The organism is Streptomyces sp. CB01201 (assembly GCF_002803085.1).
GTDB lineage: Bacteria > Actinomycetota > Actinomycetes > Streptomycetales > Streptomycetaceae > Streptomyces > Streptomyces hundungensis.
Genome location: NZ_NNBJ01000001.1, coordinates 55,311 through 73,516 on the forward strand (window position 1 = coordinate 55,311; position 18,206 = coordinate 73,516).

Genomic DNA, 18,206 nt, shown 5'->3' on the forward strand with positions numbered 1-18,206 from the left:
CCTCGAACGTCGGCCCGCCGCCTGCTGTGCCGCGGTCCACCACGTCGTGCCCGCACACATAGGAGTGACGGTCCATGTCCGACACCGTTTCCCGAAGGTCAGCACTGCGTCTGCTCGGCGGCGCCGCCATGGTCGCGGCCGCCGCGACCGGCTCCCTCGCCGCCCGCGCGCTCGCCGCGGCCCCGGCCTCCCGCAGAGTGGAGGACCTCCTCGCGCGCCTCACCCTGGACGAGAAGATCGGCCTGCTGCACGGCGCCGACGACCCCGGCAGCCTCGGCCAGGCCGGTTACGTCCCCGGCGTGCCCCGGCTCGGCATCCCCCCGCTCAGACTCGCCGACGGACCGGCCGGCGTCCGCGTCACCGCGCACGCGACCGCGCTGCCCGCGCCGGTGCTGCTCGCCTCCGCCTTCGACCCCGAACTGGCCCGCGAGTACGGCGAGGTCATCGGCCGCGAGGGCCGCGCGCTCGGCCAGGACGTCCTCCTGTCGCCCATGGTCAACCTCATCAGGACCCCGTACGCGGGACGCAACTACGAGACGTTCTCCGAGGATCCGCTGCTCAGCGCGGACCTCGTCGCCGAGGAGATCCGCGGCATCCAGAGCCAGGGGCTCATCGCGACCGTCAAGCACTTCGCCCTGAACAACCAGGAGAAGGACCGCATGAGCGTCGACGTGCGGATCGCCGAACAGCCCCTGCGCGAGCTCGAACTGCGCGGCTTCGAGGCGGCCGCCGGTGCCGGAGCAGGCGCGGTGATGGGCGCGTACAACAAGGTCAACGGGACTTTCGCCTGCGAGAACAAGCCAATTCTCAGCGACATCCTGCGGGGTGACTGGGGCTTCGACGGCTGGGTCATGACGGACTGGTTCGCCGCCCACAGCACCGGCGCCGCCCTCGCCGCCGGGCTCGACATGGAGATGCCGGGCGGCGACTACTTCGCCGACGCCCTCCGGGACGCCGTGCGCGACGGCAGCGTTCCGCAGGCCCTGGTCGACCGGGCGGTGCGCCGGATCCTCACCGTCATGGACCGCTTCTCGCTGCTCGGCGGGAGCGCCCCCGCCCGCCCCGAGCGCGACGCCCGGCGCGGCGCGCGCACCGCGCTCAAGGTCGCCCGGGCCGGCGCCACCCTCCTGCACAACCGGCACGCCACCCTGCCGCTCACCGGCACGGCCGCCCGCTCCATCGCGGTCGTCGGACCCACCGGAAGCATCCCCTTCGTCAGCGGCGGCGGCAGCGCGCACGTCGTGCCCGACCACGCGCAGAGCCCGCTCGACGCGCTGCGCGCCCGGGCCGGCGACGGCGCCCGCGTCGACTACGCGCTCGGCGAGGACCTCTTCGGCAAGCCGCTGCCCGGCACCTCACCGGGCGCCGACTTCGAGGCGCAGCGCGTCGAGCCGGGCGCCACCTGGACGTACGACGGCACCCTCACCGTCACCAATGACGACGAGTGGAGCTTCGTCATCCACTACTCGGGGGACCGGCCCAAGGTGCTGCTCGACGGCACCGACCTCTTCCCGCCCGCCCCCGGCCTCGGCGAACTCTTCGCGGGCGGCCTCGTCAGCACCGCGCCGGACGGACTCGCGGTCCGCCGCAGCAGCCCCCTGCGCCTCACCGCGGGGGCCCACCGGCTCGCCATCACCGCCAAGGGCCGCGACCGGGGCCAGCTGTTCCGCTTGCGCCGGACCACCGGAGCCACCCGCGCCGCCGACGTCGCCGACGCGGTGCGCACGGCCCGCGCGGCCGACAGCGTGGTGCTGTTCGCGTACGAGGACGCCACCGAGGGGGCCGACCGCACCGGCCTCGCCCTGCCGGGCCACCAGAACGAGCTGATCGAAGCGGTCGCCGCCGCCAACTCCCGCACCGCGGTGGTGCTCAACACCTCGTCGTGCACCACCATGCCGTGGCTGGGCCGCGTCGGCGCGGTCCTCCAGATGTACTACCCGGGCCAGGAGGGCGCCGAGGCCACCGCGGCCGTCCTGTTCGGGGACTGCGACCCCGGCGGCCGCCTCACCCAGACCTTCCCCGCCGCCGAGGACCGCCACCCCATGGCGGGGAACCCCCGCCGCTATCCCGGAGTGGACGGCACCGAGGAGTACTCCGAGGGCATCCACCTCGGCTACCGCTGGTACGAGACCGAGGGCGTGACCCCGCTGTTCCCGTTCGGGCACGGCCTCTCCTACACCACCTTCGCCTACACGGACCTGAGCGTGCGGCCCGACGGCGACGGGCTCGCGGTCCGCTTCACCGTCCGCAACACCGGCGCCCGCACCGGCATCACGGTCGCCCAGGTCTACCTCGGCCCCTCGCCCGACCTCCGCCTCGACCAGGTCCGCCGAGCCCTGGCCGGCTACCGCAGGCTGCGCCTGGAGCCGGGCCGGGCGCAGGAGGTGACCGTGCGCATCACGCGGCGCTCGCTCTCCTCGTGGGACGGCGACCGGCACGGCTGGGTGCTCGGCACCGGAACGCGTGAGGTGAGCGTGGGGGTCTCGGCGGCCGAGCAGCGCCTGGTGGGCCATGGCCGGGTCGGATCGCGGCCGGCCGGCGGCCGGGCCTGAGCGGGTAGGCTTCCCGGCGTGCGCCAGGGGGGCGCACGCCGGGCTCCGGCCCGGGCCTAGCGGGAGGAATGCGGCGTTGCACATCCAGGATTGGCTGGAGAACATCCCCGCCGTCAGTGTCTATCTTCTGGTGGCACTGGTCATCGGGGTCGAAAGCCTCGGCATCCCGCTGCCCGGCGAGATCGTCCTGGTCAGTTCGGCGCTGCTCGCCTCCCAGCAGGGCCACATCAACCCCGTCGTGCTCGGCGCCTGCGCCACGGCCGGTGCGGTCATCGGCGACTCGATCGGCTACGCGATCGGCCGCAAGGGCGGCAGGCCGCTGCTCGCCTGGCTCGGCCGCAAGTTCCCCAAGCACTTCAGCGAGGGCCATGTCGCCATGGCCGAGCGGTCCTTCCAGAAGTGGGGCATGTGGGCCGTCTTCTTCGGCCGCTTCATCGCGCTGCTCCGCATCTTCGCCGGCCCGCTCGCCGGTGTCCTGCACATGCCGTACTGGAAGTTCCTCATCGCCAACGTGCTGGGCGGCATCTGCTGGGCGGGCGGCACCACGGCCGTCATCTACTACCTCGGGATCGTCGCCGAGTCCTGGCTGAAGAACTTCTCCTACCTCGGCCTGGTGGCGGCGCTGCTCATCGGAGTCGCGTCGATGCTGGTCGTCAAGAACCGCGCGAAGAAGTCCATGGCGGAGGCCGAGGCCGCGAACTCCGCGCCGGAGAACGTGCCCGCCGGCGACTGATCACCGCCGTGGGCGGCGCCGGGTGTCAGGGCTGCCGGTCCTTCAGGAGCACGCTCACGGCGTGCCCGAACAGGAGCCGCCCCGCGCGAGCCGTCAACGCGTCCAGCGCGCGCGGCAGTCCGCGTACGCGCAGATCCTCACGCCAGATCAGATACGTCCCGGCCCCCGGCGCACGTCCCGGGGACCCGCCCGCACCGGCCGTGCCCACCTCGATCTCCGCCCATCCCATGACGACCCGCCCGCGCTTCTCCAGGCGGCACACGCCCGGGGCTGCCCCCGCGGGCGGCTCCCAGCGGGTGATCTCCATCCGGTCGTCGAAGCCCAGCGGGCCGAGCCCGGTACGGGCCACGAAGACCGTGCCCGGGCCGCTCGGCGGCGGGGTCTCCACGGTGATCCGGGTCAACGGCACGCCCTGGGCGTGCCGTTCCCAGTCGGTGAGCCGCCGCCAGGCCTCGGCGGGGGCGAGCGGTGTGCGGCGGTCGATGCGGAACAGTGCCATCGCGCGATCGTAAGCGGGCCCCCGGTCGCGCGGGCGCAGGCGCGGTCGCTTAGCGTGACACCCGGCGCGATGGATCCGTACCGAGTGGAATCCGTTCAAGGAGTGGCGCATGGCAGAGCAGGCGTTGGTCGTGGCAGTGGGCGGCAAGACGCCCGGCATCGCCCCGACCGCATTCACCGCACCCACCTCGGTGGTGCTCGGCGAGGTGACCCTGGGCGCGGGGGCCAGCGTCTGGTACCACGCGGTCCTGCGGGCCGACTGCGGGCCGATCGTCATCGGCGCCGAGAGCAACATCCAGGACAACTGCACCGTGCACGTGGACCCGGGCTTCCCGGTCACCGTCGGCGAGCGCGTCACCGTCGGACACAACGCGGTGCTGCACGGCTGCACCGTCGAGGACGACGTGCTGGTCGGCATGGGCGCCACCGTCCTCAACGGCGCCCGGATCGGGGCGGGTTCACTGATCGCGGCGCAGGCCCTGGTGCCGCAGGGCATGGTCGTGCCGCCCGGTTCGCTGGTCGCGGGCGTACCGGCCAAGGTCCGGCGCGAGCTGACCGACGAGGAGCGCGAGGGGATCAAGGTCAACGCCCTGATGTATCTGGGCCTGGCCGAGGACCACCGCACGGCGCACGGCGCCTGAGGCCGCCGGGCGCGGCCCGCGCTGAGCGGAAGATCACAGGCGTCGGCCCTGATCGGCCGGGTCGGCGATGAGTACCGTGAGCGGGTGCCCAAGAACAGAAACACGTTCTCGTCGCTGACCGCCTGGCGGCGTCGCATCGCCTCCCGGGCGGTCCACGCCGGCTGGGCCCTGGTCAGGGAGGCGGGCGCGGTCACCGCCGAACGCCCGGGGCGGCTGCGCTTCCGCCGGATCGGGGCCGGCACCCGCCTCGCCTTCCCGCAGGGCACGGTCTTCGGCGAGCCGTGGATCGAGCTGGGCGACCACTGCATCATCGGCGAACAGGTCACCCTCACCGCCGGGATGATGCCCGGCCTCGACCTCGGCGCCGAGCCGATCCTGACCCTGGGCAACGGTGTCGTACTGGGCCGGGGCAGCCATGTCATCGCCGATACGACGGTCAGCATCGGCTCGGACACGTACTGCGGCCCGTACGTCTACATCACCTCGACCAATCACAGCTACGACGATCCGCGCGAGCCCGTGGGCAAGCAGTGGCCGCGCATGGAGCCGGTGGAGATCGGGCCGGGGTGCTGGCTCGGCACCGGGGCCGTGGTGCTGCCCGGTGCCCGGCTCGGCCGCAACGTGGTCGTGGCGGCCGGCGCGGTCGTACGCGGTGAGGTGCCCGACCATGCGGTCGTGGCCGGTGCGCCCGCGCGGATCGTGCGGACCTGGGACGAGGAGAACGGCTGGCAGCCGCCGCTGCGCACGCCCGCGCCGGTGCCGATCCCCGAGGGCATCACCCCCGAACAGCTGCTGGCCATCGCGGAGTTGGCGCCCGAAGAGGCCTGAGAGGGCCGTGGCTGTGCCGCGTCCGGTCGCGGAGGGAGCCCGGCCCTGGGCGCGGATCAGCCGCTCGCGAGCAGGACCGTGCCGACCAGCGCGAGACCCGCCCCCGCCGCCTGCACCGCCCGCAGCCGCTCCTTGAGGACTCCGCGCGCGGCGAGCGCGGTGACCACCGGGTAGAGCGAGGCGAGCACCGCCGCGACGGTGACCGGGCCGTGCTGGGCGGCGATGGAGTACGTCCCGTTGGCGGCCACATCGGCGAGGCCGACGAAGGCGAGCGCGGGCAGCGCGAGCCACACCGCGCGCGGCCCGCCCTCCTCGGGCAGCGCGCGGGCGCCGCGTCGCATCGAGACGAACAGTGCGGTGCCGCCGACCGCGACGTTGGTGACGCGCTGCACGAAGAGCGCGAGGAAGAGGCCGGTCACGGTGGTCGACGCCTCGGCGATCAACGACATGACCGCCCCGAAGCCGAAGGCGGCGAGCAGGGTGAGCAGCACGGCCTGGCGGCGCACGGCGGCGCCCCGGAACTCCGGGCCGCCCGCGAGCAGGATGCCGGCCACGGCCACCGCGATCCCGGCGAACTGCAACACCCCCGGCCGCTCACCGAGGACGAGCCCGACGCCGACCGGCACCGCGACCCCCAGCGAGCCGAGCGGGGAGACGACGCCCATGGGGCCGAGCGCGAGGGCCTTGTAGAAGCTGAGCATGGCGACCGGGCCCACGGCCCCCGCCGCGACCGCGAACCACAGCTGCGGGCCGGCCTCGTGCCACCCGCCGGTGGCGATCACGACCGCGCCGAGTACCACCACGGCCACCGTCTGCGAGGCGACCACGACGGTCAGGGCGGGCATCCGCCGGGTGAGCAGCCCGCCGCCGAAGTCGGCCAGTCCCCACAGGAGGCTGGTGGCCAGGGCGAACAGTGCTGTCATGAGGGCCTCGCAGTACAGTGCGGTGACACAGGAGATCAGTAGGGTGTACCGCAGAATAGTGCACTGTATTGAACCCTGTCATCAAAGATATTGGACGGCCCCTCCCGGGTCCCACCTCATGGACGGAATGTGTCGGACCTCGAACTGCTGACCCAGTCACTGGCCCGCAACGTCAAGCGCTGGCGCACCGAGCGCGGTTTCACCCTCGACGCGCTCGCGACCCGGGCCGGCGTCAGCCGTGGCATGCTCATCCAGATCGAGCAGGCCCGGACCAACCCCAGCGTGGGCACGGTGGTGAAGATCGGTGACGCGCTCGGCGTGAGCGTCACCACGCTGCTCGACTACGAGAGCGGCCCCAAGGTGCGCATCGTCCCGCCGGACCAGGCCGTCCGGCTCTGGTCCACCGAACGGGGGAGCTACAGCACGCTGCTCGCCGGCACCGAGGCGCCCGGCCCCCTCGAAATGTGGCACTGGCGCCTGATGCCGGGCGACGGCAGCAACTCGGACCCGCATCCGGCGGGCACCATCGAGCTGCTCCACGTCACCGAAGGCACCCTCACGCTCGTCGTGGACGGGGTCGACCACGCCATCCCCGCCGGCCATTCGGCGTCCTTCGAGGCCAACGCCGCGCACACGTACCGCAATGCGGGCCCGGAGCCCGTCACCATGACGATGGCGATCTCGGTCCCGTTCGAACGCTGAGGCCCCAACTGCCTTGAGGACTGGGCCTGTTAGCGTTGATGGTGGACTGCGACCGGTTCGGTGCCGCCTTCTGGACGATTTCGGCCCGGGTCTGGCAATGGGGGCCGAGTCGGGTGGAGGCTGGCTATCGTCGCTCCCGCGACTCCGGGGGCGACGAAAAACGGAGTTCACCCGGTACGAATCCACTCGTGCGAGTGGATTTCGTGCCGACGCCGAACCTGGGCACGGGCCAAGGCAGTTGTGGTGTCCCGGGGAGGCGGCAGTGGTCGGACCAGTCGCTCGTGGCGCATGAGCGCACATGGGCACGGCGTGCGGCCGCATTGCACCAGGTACCAAAACCCATGCTCGCTCTATCAGCCCTGTCCACGCGGTGATCCGGAGAAGACCACGCCGCGAGGACGGCGCGCTACGATCCGAAAGGCGCTCACGTGGACGCTCTCGTCTCGGCGGCCGTACGGCCCGGCCCCGCCCTCCACAGGCCGGCCCCCCGGCGGCTCCCCCTGGTGCAGCGGGCGGCGGCGCAGGGCGCCGGGCGGGCCCCGGCGAATCTGACCAGGGTGATGGCGGCGTACGGAAGCCCCGCGGTTCCCGCCGCGTCTGCCTTCCAGTCGGCGCTCTGACGGGCGGAACGAAGCAACCCATGGACCGGCCGATTCCGCCCGCCCTGTCGCAGTTCGTGCTGAAGGTGCACAGCCGATGCGACCTGGCGTGCGATCACTGTTACGTCTACGAGCACGCGGACACCAGTTGGCGGGGCAAGCCCCGCGCCGTCTCGGAGGAGATCCTCGCCCAAGTGGCGAACCGTATCGCCGAGCACGCCCGACACCATCGACTCCCCACCGTCCACGTCGTACTGCACGGCGGCGAACCCCTGCTGGCGGGCCCCGGCCGGCTGCGCCGCGCCGCCGAGGAACTCCAGCGGGCCCTGGACGGAGTGAGCGCCCTCGATCTGCGGATGCACACCAACGGCGTCCTGCTCGACGAGACGTTCTGCGAACTCTTCCTGGAACTCGGCATCAAGGTCGGTGTCTCGCTCGACGGCGACAAGGTCTCCAACGACCGCCACCGCCGTTACGCGGACGGCCGCAGCAGCCACGCCAAGGTCATCCGCGCGGTCGAACTCCTCAACCGCCCGCGCTACCGCCGCCTGTTCGCCGGGCTGCTCTGCACCATCGACGTCGAGAACGACCCGGTCGCCGTCTACGACGCCCTCGTGGAACTCTCGCCGCCGCGCATCGACTTCCTTCTGCCGCACGCCACTTGGGACACCCCGCCGCCCCGGCCCGGCGGCGCGGCCACTCCCTACGCCGACTGGCTCGACGCGATCTACGGCCGCTGGGACGCGGCGGGGCGCCCCGTGCCGGTCCGCATCTTCGACTCCGTACTGCGCACCCTGCGCGGCGAGAGCAGCCTCACCGAATCGCTGGGGCTCGCGCCCGCCGACCTCGTCGTGATCGAGACCGACGGCACCTTCGAACAGGCCGACAGCCTCAAGACGTCCTACGACGGCGCCCCCGCCACCGGGATGGACGTCTTCACGCACTCGCTCGACGACGTCCTCCAGCACCCCGGCATGCTCGCCCGCCAGCAGGGCGTCGAGCGGCTCTGCGAGCAGTGCCGCGACTGCCCGGTCGTCCAGTCCTGCGGCGGCGGCCTCTACGCCCACCGCTACCGCTCCGGCGGCAGCGAGTTCGACAACCCCTCGGTGTTCTGCCCCGATCTGTTCGCCCTGGTCACCAGCGTCCGAGACCGGGAGGCGGCCAGGCCCGCACCGGTGCCGTCGCCCCCCGAACTGCCGTTGGAACAGGGCGACTTCGAGTCGCTGGCGGCGGGTTTCGGCGGCGCGGACACCGTGACCCGGCTCGCGGCGGCCCAGCTCGACATCAACCAGGAACTGCTCGCGGCCGTCAGCGAGCAGCGCATCGCCCCGTCCGACCGCGAAGGCGCCGCCGCCTGGGACCTGCTGACGCAGCTCGACGCCGAGGTGCCCGACGAACTCGCCGGGGTCCTCGCCCACCCCTACACCCGGCCGTGGGCGCTGAGCGTGCTCGAAGGCCGGGTGGCACCCGCCCCGGGCCTCGCCGAGATCGCGGCCACCACCGCGCTGCGCGCCCGCCTCGACCGCGCCGTCACGGTACCGCTGCGCGACGGCCTGCTGCGGCTGCCCGGGCTCGGCACCGTACGGCTCGACAGCTCGGCCACCCATGCCGAAGTGAGCGCGGGCGCCGAGGGGTTCACCGTGCGGGCCGGTGCGTGCGGGCTCGACATCGGCTGGCACGAGGGCATGGACGGCCCGTCCCCGCACTGGCGTCCGGTACGTCTCTTCGCGGGCGACGGCTGGAGCGTGGCCATCGAGGACACCGACCCGCTGCGCGACTGCCACGAGTGGCCCGTGGCCGAGCGGCTCGCGGCCGACGAGGCCAAGCTGTGGTCCGAGGACCTGACCGGGGCCTGGTCCCTGATCCGCCGCGAACTGCCCGCCTACGCCGACGGCGTGGCCGCGGGTCTGCGGCTGATCACGCCCCTGCACGCGCCGGACGGCAGTGACGTCAGCGCCGCCTGCAAGGATGCCTGGGGCGCGATCGGGGTGGCGCGGCCGGCCTCGCCCGAACAGCTCGCCCTGCTGATCGTGCACGAGTTCCAGCATGTGAAGCTCGCCGCGGTCCTCGACGCGGTCGACCTGTACGACCGGGCCGACCGCGACCGCTACTACGCCCCCTGGCGCACGGATCCGCGCCCGATCGGGGGCTTGCTCCAGGGAACGTACGCCCACATCGCGGTGACCGACTTCTGGCGGGTGCGCCGCCAGAGGGCCGACTCGGAGCGCCAACGGGCCGCCGCCGAGGCCGAGTTCACCCGCTGGCGGCAGCAGACGGGGGAGGCGGTGGAGGTGCTGCTCGGCTCGGGATCCCTCACCGACCTGGGGCAACGCTTCGTCACACGCATGGGAGAGACGGTCTCGAAGTGGCAGGGCGAGACCGTCTCGCCGGCCGCGCTCACCGCCGCACAGGACTCCGCCCGGCGTCATCGCGCCGCCTGGACGGCCCGCGTCGCAGGCGGCTCCGAGTGAATTCACCTGCGAATTGAGCGAATTCTCCCCCTGATTGGTTGATCCACTCGCCGGGCGCCGCATGATTTCGGTCATGATCTGATCGAAATTCCGTGAGTGGATCGACCCATGGGTTTGTTCGTTCTGTTCCGCCGGAGAATCCTCCGTTCCTACACTGAGGTCCCATCCACTTGGACCGGGGGAGACAGTGGTGCAGGGATCAGTGGGGGCCGGGGGAGACGAGCAGAAGCCATACTTCTTCCTCAGCTACGCGCACACACCGAAGAGCGACCCCAAGGACAAGGACCCCAACCTGTGGGTCCAGCGGTTCTTCCGGGACCTCTGCGCCCATGTGATGCAGCTGACGCCCCTCCCGGCCGGCAGTGCCGGCTTCATGGATCAGCAGATGCAGCCCGGCGAGGGCTGGCAGGAGCGGCTGTCGGAGGCGCTGGCCTTCTGCAAGGTGTTCGTACCGCTCTATTCGCCGCGCTATTTCCTCAGCGAACAGTGCGGCAGGGAGTGGTTCGCCTTCTCAAGCCGGGCCGCCTCGCAGAACACCCGCCACAGCAACAACAACAGCAATCCCGTCACCGGAATAGTGCCCGCACTGTGGGTGCCCGTGCCGACCAGGCAGTTGCCCCAGCCCGCCGAGCGGCTCCAGTTCAACCACGCCACCTTCGGCGACGAGTACGCCGACGAGGGCTTCTACGGGCTCATCAAGCTCAACTACCTGCGGGACCAGTACGAACGCGCCGTCTACCGGCTGGCCAAACGCATCGTGAGCGTGGCCCAGCAGGCCCAGCTGGAGCACGGCGACCCGCACCAGGACTACGCCAAGGTGCCGCCCGCCTTCGGTCCCACCGGTGGCCCGGCCCGTGAGATGGAGGTCTCCGTCCTCGCCTGCTCGCGCTCCAGCCTCCCCACCGGACGCAGCCCGGACTGCTACGGAACCGAGGCCCTCGACTGGAACCCCTACCATCCCGCGTCCTCCAGACCCCTCGCCGACCACACCGTCGACGTCGTACGCAACCTGAACTACACCGTGCACCTCAGCGACTTCGAGGCCGAGCCCCAGCGGCTCCTCGCCTCCGGCCCACCCGGGCCGGGCCTGCTGCTCCTCGACCGCTGGGCCCTGGACGCCCGGCGCCGCCGCGAACTCCTCGACCAGCTCGGCGCCAGCCGCCGGCCCTGGATCAGCGTCATGGTCCCCGGCAATGTGGCCGACCCCGAAACCCGCGCGCGCAACGAGGAGTTGTCGCAGCAGGCCGACGCCGCGCTCGCCACCCGGGTCGACGAGAGCGACGGGCACCGCACACCGAGCGCCGGACTGCCCACCCTCGAAGCCTTCAGCAAGGCGATCCCGGGGGCCGTGAAGGCGGCGGTCAAACACTACGAGGCCAACGCGCCGACCTATCCACCGCCCGGAAGCGGTGGCCCGATGCCCCGAGTGCTTCCGGGCGGCATCGGCTACGGCGCGGGTGGCCCCAGCGGCCGCGGTCAGAGCACGGACCAGGACAAGAACCACGGTGATAAGGCGGAGGGCTCATCAGATGACTGAGAACCGCAACGGGACCGTCGTCACGTTCTACTCGTACAAGGGCGGCACCGGACGGACCATGGCGCTGGCGAACTGCGCCTGGATCCTGGCGGCCAACGGGTACCGGGTCCTGGCGGTGGACTGGGATCTGGAGGCGCCGGGCCTGCACCGGTTCTTCCACCCCTTCCTCGACCTCGCCGACCTGGAGGCGACGCCGGGTCTGATCAACCTGATCACCGACTACCAGGACGAGGCCCGGCGTCCGGCCGACCGCGACCCCGACTGGCACCGCGAGTACGCCCGGGTGCGCCCGCACGCCACCTCCCTCAACTGGAACTTCCCCCAGGGCGGCAGCCTCGACTTCCTCTCGGCCGGTCGGCGCAACCGCGACTACCCCTCCATCGTCGGCAAGATGGACTGGGACGACTTCCACGAGCGCTTCGGCGGCGGCCAGTTCTTCGACGCCATGCGCGACGACATGCAGCGCCACTACGACTACACCCTGATCGACAGCCGCACCGGACTCAGCGACATCGCCGACATCTGCACCGTCCAGATGCCCGAAGTCCTCGTCGTCTGCTTCACGTTGAGCGACCAGAGCATCGACGGCGCCTCCGCGGTGGCCCGCGACATCGAGGAGCGCTACCACGAGCGCCGCATCCGCATCCTGCCCGTCCCGATGCGCATCGACGACGGCGAGAAGGAGAAGGCGGACGCCGGCCGCGCCCTGGCCCGCGAGAGCTTCCCCGGCTTCCCCAGCGGCCTGAACCCCGAGGAACTCGGCAACTACTGGGGCACGGTGGAGGTTCCCTACCGCCCCTTCTACGCGTACGAGGAGATCCTCGCCACCTTCGGCGACGCCCCCAACGTCAGCAGCTCCATGCTCAGCGCCTGCGAACGGCTCACCTCCGTGCTCACCGGCGGCCTGGTCAACTCGCTGCCGCCCATCGACGAGGCCGACCGGCTCACCCATGTCGCCGCCTACACCAGGCGCCGGCCCATGCCGCCGTCGAACCTCGTCCTCACCCATGTCGCCGAGGACCAGATGTGGGTGGACTGGCTGGTGCACGTGCTGACCGTGGCCGGCTTCCACGTCGTGCCGGTCGATGTCCGCGCACCCCAAAGCGGCACTCCCGAGGTCGAGTTCACCACCGGGATCGGCTACCGCGTCATCCCCATCGTCTCGCAGTCCTACCTCAACTCCGAGCGGGCCAGGAGCTCCTGGGAGACCGGCAGCGGGCTCGACGCGGCCGGTGTGCGGCGCCACATCCTGCCGGTGCGCGTCGGCGACGTACGGCTCAGCCCGCCGCTCAGCAACCGCGGTGTCATCGACCTCGTCCGGCTGGACGAGAACGAAGCGGCGGCCGCCGTGCTCAACGCGCTCGACCGGTCCGAGGCGGTCGCGGCCTTCGCCTCCACGCCGGCCGGGCCGCGCTATCCGGGCAGCGTGCCCAAGATCTGGAACGTCCGGCCCCGGCACGCCTGGTTCACCGGGCGCACCACCGTCCTGGAGCGGCTGCGCGACCAGCTGCGCGGCGACAGCCGCTCCGCCCAGCGCTTCCCGCAGGTCCTGTACGGCCTCGGCGGCGTCGGCAAGACACAGGTGGCCCGGGAGTACGCGCACCGCTTCCGCGCCGACTACGACCTCGTGTGGTGGATCGAGGCGGAACAGCCCGACCGGGTGGTGTCCTCGCTCGCCGAACTCGCCGCCGAGATGGACCTCAGGGCCGGTGACGTGGTCGCCGAGGCCGCCGCGGCCGCCCTCCAGGCGCTGCGGCGCGGCGCTCCGTACTCCCGCTGGCTGCTGATCTTCGACAATGTCGAGGACCTCGACCGGGCGCTGAAACTGCTCCCGGAGGAGATGGAGCCCATCGCGGGGGAGACCTACGGCCACATTCTCGCCACCTGCCGCAACAAGCCCGCCTCGACGAAGGTGGAGGGCATCGAGGTCGAGGTCTTCACCCGCGCCGAGAGCATCGAGCACCTGTGCCGCCGGGTCACCAAGCTGCCCGTCGCCGACGCCGACCGGGTCGCCGACGCGGTCGGTGACCTGCCGCTCGCGGTCGAGGTCGCCGCCGCCTGGCTCGCCGAGACCGCGACGCCGGTCGACGCCTATGTGGAACAGCTCAGGGAACAGAGCACCAAGGTCCTCTCCCTCGGCAAGCCCGAGGACTACTCGGAGCAGATCGGCGCCACCTGGAACATCTCCATCAGCCGGCTGCGCGATGAATCCAAGGCGGCGGTACGCCTGTTGGAGCTCTGCTCGTTCTTCTCGGCCGAGCCCATCTCGATGCGGCTGATCGGCAGCGACTCGATGTTCGAGTCACTCCTGCCGTACGACCCGGACCTGCGCGAGCGGTACATGCTGGGCAAGGTCATCCAGACGCTGAACCGGTTCGCGCTAGCCAAGGTCGACCCGGCGGACAGCAGCATCCAGGTGCACCGGCTGGTCCAGGCCGCGGTGCGGGCCGGGCTCAGCGAGGAGGAGGTGGACACCGCCAAGCACGAGGTGCACCGCATCCTCGCCGAGGCCCGTCCGGTCGAGGGCGTCGACCGCGACAACCCCGTCAACGACCCCAAGAGCTGGCCCAGTTTCGAGCTGATCTGGCCACATCTGAGTGCCTCCGGCATCGCGGACTGCGACGAGGAGAAGGTCCGCCAGCTCATGGTCGACCGCATCCGCTATCTGCTCAAGCGCGGCGAACTGGAGAGCGCCCGGGTGCTCGGCACCCAGCTCAACAAGGTCTGGACGCGCGAGCTCGGCGAGAACGACCTCCAGACCCTCAACATCCGCTTCGAGCTGGCCAACGCGCTGCGCGCCCAGGGCAAGTACCAGGAGGCCCGGGCGATGGACGAGGACACCCTGGCCCGGCAGATCAGCGTCCTGCACAAGGACCACCCCAACGACGACCACCCCAGCATCCTCATCACCACCGGCAGCCTCGCAGCCGACCTGCGCGCGCTCGGCCGGTTCGACGAGGCCCTCACCCGGGACCTGCGGATCTACCACGGGCTGCGCCAGATCTTCGGCGAGAACCATCCCCGTACCCTCATCGCGGCCAACAACCTCGCGATCGACTACCGGCTCAGCGGCGACAGCGAGGCGGCCCGCCGGCTGGACGAGGAGACGGTGGAGCGGCGCAGCTCCCTGCTGGGCGAGGAGCACCCCTTCACCCTCACCACCAAGGGCCACCTCGCCAGGGATCTGCGCGAGAGCGGCGAGTACGCGGCCTCCATCCAGGTGCTGCGCGAGGTGGTGGCGGCGTTCGAGCGCGTCCTCAACGCGGACGTGCCCGAGGCGCTGCGCACCGCCAAGAGCCTCGCGGTGTCCCTGCGCAAGGCCGGCCATCCCCATGAGGCGAAGCGGCTCACCGAGGAAACGTACAACCGCTACCGCGGCCGGTACGGGACCAAGGCGCCGGACGCGCTCGCCTGCTGCCTGAACCTGGCCGCGGACTTCTCGGCGACCGGCGACAAGCAGGCCGCCCTCGACCTCGCCCTCCAGGCCTACGAGGGCTACCAGAGCACCCTGGGCGAGGAGCACCCCTTCACCCTGGCCTGCCGCAACAACCTGTACATCTACCAGCGGGGCCTCGGCGCCGCGGAGGAGGCCGCACGCGGCGGCGAGGACGTGCGGGCGGCCCTGGAGGAAGTCCTCGGTTCCAGGCATCCGTTCACGCTGTGCGCGGCGATCAACCTCGCGAACGCCTACGGCGACCTCGGCCGTCCCGACCTGGCCGAGCGCTGGGAACGGACCGCGCTCAAGGGCCTGTTGGAGCGGTTCGGGCCGACCCACCCCGATGTGCTCGCCTGCCGTTCCAATCTGGCGATCACCCTGCGCGCGGCCGGCCGCGAGGAGGAGGCCCAGCGACTGCGGGCCTCCATCCTGGAGCCGGCCGCCAAGCAGCTCGGCGTGGACCACCCCATCGCCGAGGCGGCCCGCGCCTGGCGCCGGATCAACCGCGACCTGGAGCCGCAGCCGGTGTGACAGGCGGCCGGGGGAGCGCCCGGGCCCGGCAGGCCCGGGCACTCCCCGTCTCGCCGCACTCCTTCAGTTGCTCACCAAGTGGCCCAGCTCAGCACCCGGGTGAGCACCCGCAGCGCCCCGAAGTGGGCTGCGCCGCGCTCGACGATCAGCTGGGCGCCCGGGATCCGCTCGGCCAGCCAGCGGGTGTGCTGGACCGGCGCGAACACGTCCTGCTCGCCGTGCCAGAGCAGCACCGGCGCGGTGATGGCCTCCAGCCGGAAGTCCCAGTCGGTGCTGAACGCCATCACGTCGTCGACCCAGCCGTCGGCCGAACTGCGCAGTCCTTCCTCGAAGTTGCGCTCCAGCATCGCCCGGATGCCCGCGTCCGCGACGATGCCCCGGTCCGGCTTGGGAAGGCCGTGCCGCATGTCGTTCACCGAACGCCGGGGATCGGACCGGATGGTGATCGACCGCATCTCCAGGGCGGTGGTCAACTGCCCCTTCCCCGCAGCCGCGTTGATGTACTCGCGCACATTGGACTCGGTCATTCCGTCGAACCAGTCGAGCCCCTGCGCATCGCGCGGCGCGATACTGACCAGGGCTGCCACCCGCGCCGTACGGTCCGGGAGCAGTGCCGCGCAGGCCAGCGCGTGCGGGGCGCCGCCGGAGCGTCCCACCACGGCGAACTCGTCGAGGTCCAGGGCGTCCGCGATGGCCTCCACATCGGCCGCGGCGTCCGCCACCCGGCGGCCCGGCAGCCGGTCCGAATCGCCGTATCCCGGCCGGTCGAACGTGATCAGACGGACCCCGAGGCGATAGAGCACCGCACTGCGGGGAGCCGGGCCGAGCCGACTCCCCGGCGTGCCGTGCAGCAGGAACACCGGTCTGCCCTTCGGGTTCCCGTAGCTCTCAACTCCTAAGCCCCGCCCGTCCCGGGTACGAATCAGCTCCCCCAACTGGTGCCTCCCGCTAGGTCTGGTTGGCGCCAGTATGAGCGTGTGTCATTCAGTGGTACATACCCGCACTCGTCGAATGCGGGCGGAGCCCGGGGCCGCTCAGCCGAGCCGCGGGATCTCGATGGCCGGGCACCGGTCCATGACCATGGCGAGCCCCGCGTCCCGGGTGCGCCCGTAGGCGTCCTCGTCGACGACCCCGAGCTGGAACCAGACGGCCTTGGCGCCGACGGCCACGGCCTGATCGGCCACGGCCCCGGCGAGCTCGCTGTTGACGAAGACGTCCACGACGTCGACGGGGAAGGGGATCTCGTCCAGGGAGGCGTACCCCTGCTCGCCGTGGACGGTCTCGGCTTTGGGGTGCACGGGCACGATCCGCTTGCCGAACCGCTGGAGGACCTCGGCCACGCCGTAGGCCGCGCGGTTTCGATTGTTGGAGAGGCCGACCACGGCCCAGGTGTCGCCGGTGTCGGTGAGGATCTTGCGGATGGTGTCCTGATCGGCGTACACGGCGCTCTCCTGGGGTGTCCTCGGTCGGCTCACGGTCGATGGGGCCGCGGGCTGAGGTCGCCAGGGGGCGAGCCACGGTCCACGGTCACTGGGACAACACCGGCGGGTTTCGCCGGCATTCCTGTCACGCGCGCGAAGTGAGCCCCGGCCGGGTGCCGTCAACGTTCGTGTGCCGCAGCCGGCGCGCGTTCCCGTACTCCCGGAGCAGGACCCGCACGGCCCCCGGCACCGAGGGGCGGGCCGATGCCTTCAGGAGCCCGGCGCCCTTGCGGGCGGCGGCAGCGGCGGTGAGTTCGTCGAACGCGATGAGTGCACGCACCAGGGGCCGGCCGGGTGCCGGGACGATCGCGACCAGCGGGCGGCTCGCCGCCAGGGTGGCCCGGGCCTGCCCGAGGACGGCGGTGATCAGCGCCCGGGTGCCGGGGAGATCACGGGCCTGTTCCAGGTCGTCACGGGTGACCCCGTGCCGCTCCAGCGTCTCGCGAGGGATGGTGAGGCGCCCGTCGGCGAGGTCCTCCGCCAGGTCGTTGACGAAGTCGAGGCGCTGGCTCGCGTCGATGAAGGTACGGCACCCCGCACGGAACTCCGCGCCGTCGCCCTCCGGCGCGAGCAGACAGGCGACGAGCAGGAACGCGGGCAGCGAGTACGCGTCGATGTACGCCTGATGGTCCGCCTCGGTCGCGAATCCGACGAAGTCCAGGTCGGCACGGGCGGTCCCCAGGTACTCCTCGATGTGGCCGCGCAGTCGTGGGTGTGCCGTGAGGGTGTCCAGGACCGGGCGGATCACCGGGTGGTCGGCCGTGCCGGTGGCGAGCGCGTCCCGGACCTGCCGCTCCCAGGTGTCGTACGCCGCGGCCCGACCTCCCTCGGGGCCGCTGTCGAGCAGGTTGTCACTGTGGTGCATGAAGGCGGTCATGGCCACCACGTGCGGGAACAACGTCCGGGGCAGCAACAGCCGGGCGGCCAGATAGGCGCTGCGCTTGAAGCGGGCGGCCAGTTCGCGCTGGCGCGTGTAGTCGTCGCGCAGCCCCGGGTCGTGGATGCCCGCCGCGTCGAGTGCCTGGTTCCACGCGCTCATCGTGGCCTCTCCTGGGGGTGTGGATGTGAACCCCCAGTTCATCACGGCGGCGCGGTGGGACCGTTGCCGGAAAAGCCGGTGCGCTCACCGCGCACCTCTCCCTAGACTCGCCCTGCGCGTCACCGACCGGGTGCTGCGCCGCCTGTCGAGTGACGAGCGAACGAGCTGAGAGAAGGGGAGTCGGGCCATGCGTACGCAGCGCTCCACCGACTTCGCCCCTTCGAGCCGGTACGAC

Annotated in this window: 13 protein-coding genes; 8 read left to right on the forward strand and 5 right to left on the reverse strand. The window is 71.8% G+C overall.

Annotated elements, in window-relative coordinates; translation table 11 throughout:
• The first annotated feature begins 74 nt into the window (after positions 1-74).
• Together CG740_RS00295 and CG740_RS00300 are read left to right on the forward strand one after the other, a co-directional pair.
• Positions 75-2,552: a beta-glucosidase family protein gene (locus CG740_RS00295; RefSeq protein ID WP_100572813.1), complete on the forward strand. Its 2,478-nt coding sequence runs from the start codon at positions 75-77 to the stop codon at positions 2,550-2,552.
• Positions 2,553-2,628: 76 nt separating this feature from the next.
• Entirely contained in the window at positions 2,629-3,285 is a 657-nt protein-coding gene (locus CG740_RS00300; protein ID WP_100572814.1) for a DedA family protein, read from the forward strand.
• A 25-nt stretch (positions 3,286-3,310) separates the two neighbouring features.
• Here CG740_RS00300 and CG740_RS00305 read toward each other — a convergent pair whose 3' ends face one another.
• Positions 3,311-3,784, reverse strand: coding sequence for an Immediate-early protein 2 (locus CG740_RS00305; protein WP_100572815.1), 474 nt, complete (start codon positions 3,782-3,784; stop codon positions 3,311-3,313).
• 109 nt (positions 3,785-3,893) lie between these two features.
• Between CG740_RS00305 and CG740_RS00310 the strand changes: the two genes are divergently transcribed.
• Both CG740_RS00310 and CG740_RS00315 read left to right on the forward strand, forming a co-directional pair.
• A complete protein-coding gene (locus CG740_RS00310) occupies positions 3,894-4,424 on the forward strand; it encodes a gamma carbonic anhydrase family protein (RefSeq protein WP_100572816.1) in 531 nt (176 codons plus the stop codon).
• Between the two features lie 84 nt (positions 4,425-4,508).
• Entirely contained in the window at positions 4,509-5,252 is a 744-nt protein-coding gene (locus CG740_RS00315) for an acyltransferase (protein ID WP_100572817.1), read from the forward strand.
• Positions 5,253-5,308: 56 nt separating this feature from the next.
• On the opposite strand, the gene CG740_RS00320 is transcribed toward CG740_RS00315, so the two are convergent.
• Positions 5,309-6,175, reverse strand: coding sequence for a DMT family transporter (locus tag CG740_RS00320; protein WP_100572818.1), 867 nt, complete (start codon positions 6,173-6,175; stop codon positions 5,309-5,311).
• 129 nt (positions 6,176-6,304) lie between these two features.
• Here CG740_RS00320 and CG740_RS00325 point away from each other — a divergent pair, with 129 nt between their 5' ends.
• The 4 genes from CG740_RS00325 (at position 6,305) to fxsT (ending at position 15,451) form a co-directional block, all read left to right on the forward strand.
• Positions 6,305-6,877 carry a helix-turn-helix domain-containing protein gene (locus CG740_RS00325; protein ID WP_100572819.1) on the forward strand — a complete coding sequence of 191 codons (573 nt, stop codon included), beginning with the start codon at positions 6,305-6,307 and terminating at the stop codon, positions 6,875-6,877.
• 640 nt (positions 6,878-7,517) lie between these two features.
• Positions 7,518-9,947 (forward strand): FxsB family cyclophane-forming radical SAM/SPASM peptide maturase, encoded by a 2,430-nt coding sequence (locus CG740_RS00335; RefSeq protein ID WP_100572821.1) that lies wholly within the window; start codon positions 7,518-7,520, stop codon positions 9,945-9,947.
• Positions 9,948-10,137: 190 nt separating this feature from the next.
• Positions 10,138-11,484, forward strand: coding sequence for a TIR-like protein FxsC (locus CG740_RS00340; RefSeq protein ID WP_234375971.1), 1,347 nt, complete (start codon positions 10,138-10,140; stop codon positions 11,482-11,484).
• Complete coding sequence (fxsT, locus tag CG740_RS00345; protein ID WP_100572823.1) at positions 11,477-15,451, forward strand: FxSxx-COOH system tetratricopeptide repeat protein; 3,975 nt, start codon at positions 11,477-11,479, stop codon at positions 15,449-15,451. The genes CG740_RS00340 and fxsT overlap by 8 nt, the downstream gene beginning before the upstream one ends.
• Before the next feature lie 71 nt (positions 15,452-15,522).
• Here the strand turns inward: fxsT and CG740_RS00350 are convergent, their stop codons facing one another.
• The 3 genes from CG740_RS00350 to CG740_RS00360 all read right to left on the reverse strand — a co-directional run bounded on the left by CG740_RS00350 (position 15,523) and on the right by CG740_RS00360 (position 17,971).
• Positions 15,523-16,386, reverse strand: a complete 864-nt coding sequence (locus CG740_RS00350; protein WP_100572824.1) for an alpha/beta fold hydrolase — start codon at positions 16,384-16,386, stop codon at positions 15,523-15,525.
• A 99-nt stretch (positions 16,387-16,485) separates the two neighbouring features.
• Positions 16,486-16,893 (reverse strand): CoA-binding protein, encoded by a 408-nt coding sequence (locus CG740_RS00355; RefSeq protein ID WP_100572825.1) that lies wholly within the window; start codon positions 16,891-16,893, stop codon positions 16,486-16,488.
• 124 nt (positions 16,894-17,017) lie between these two features.
• Complete coding sequence (locus tag CG740_RS00360; RefSeq protein WP_100572826.1) at positions 17,018-17,971, reverse strand: phytoene/squalene synthase family protein; 954 nt, start codon at positions 17,969-17,971, stop codon at positions 17,018-17,020.
• Positions 17,972-18,206 lie beyond the last annotated feature (235 nt).

Coding starts and splice junctions, on each gene's coding strand:
- CG740_RS00295 (WP_100572813.1), top strand. CDS start 75: ATGTCCGACACCGTTTCCCGAAGGTCAGCACTGCGTCTGCTCGGCGGC.
- CG740_RS00305 (WP_100572815.1), bottom strand. CDS start 3,784: ATGGCACTGTTCCGCATCGACCGCCGCACACCGCTCGCCCCCGCCGAG.
- CG740_RS00310 (WP_100572816.1), top strand. CDS start 3,894: ATGGCAGAGCAGGCGTTGGTCGTGGCAGTGGGCGGCAAGACGCCCGGC.
- CG740_RS00320 (WP_100572818.1), bottom strand. CDS start 6,175: ATGACAGCACTGTTCGCCCTGGCCACCAGCCTCCTGTGGGGACTGGCC.
- CG740_RS00335 (WP_100572821.1), top strand. CDS start 7,518: ATGGACCGGCCGATTCCGCCCGCCCTGTCGCAGTTCGTGCTGAAGGTG.
- fxsT (WP_100572823.1), top strand. CDS start 11,477: ATGACTGAGAACCGCAACGGGACCGTCGTCACGTTCTACTCGTACAAG.
- CG740_RS00360 (WP_100572826.1), bottom strand. CDS start 17,971: ATGAGCGCGTGGAACCAGGCACTCGACGCGGCGGGCATCCACGACCCG.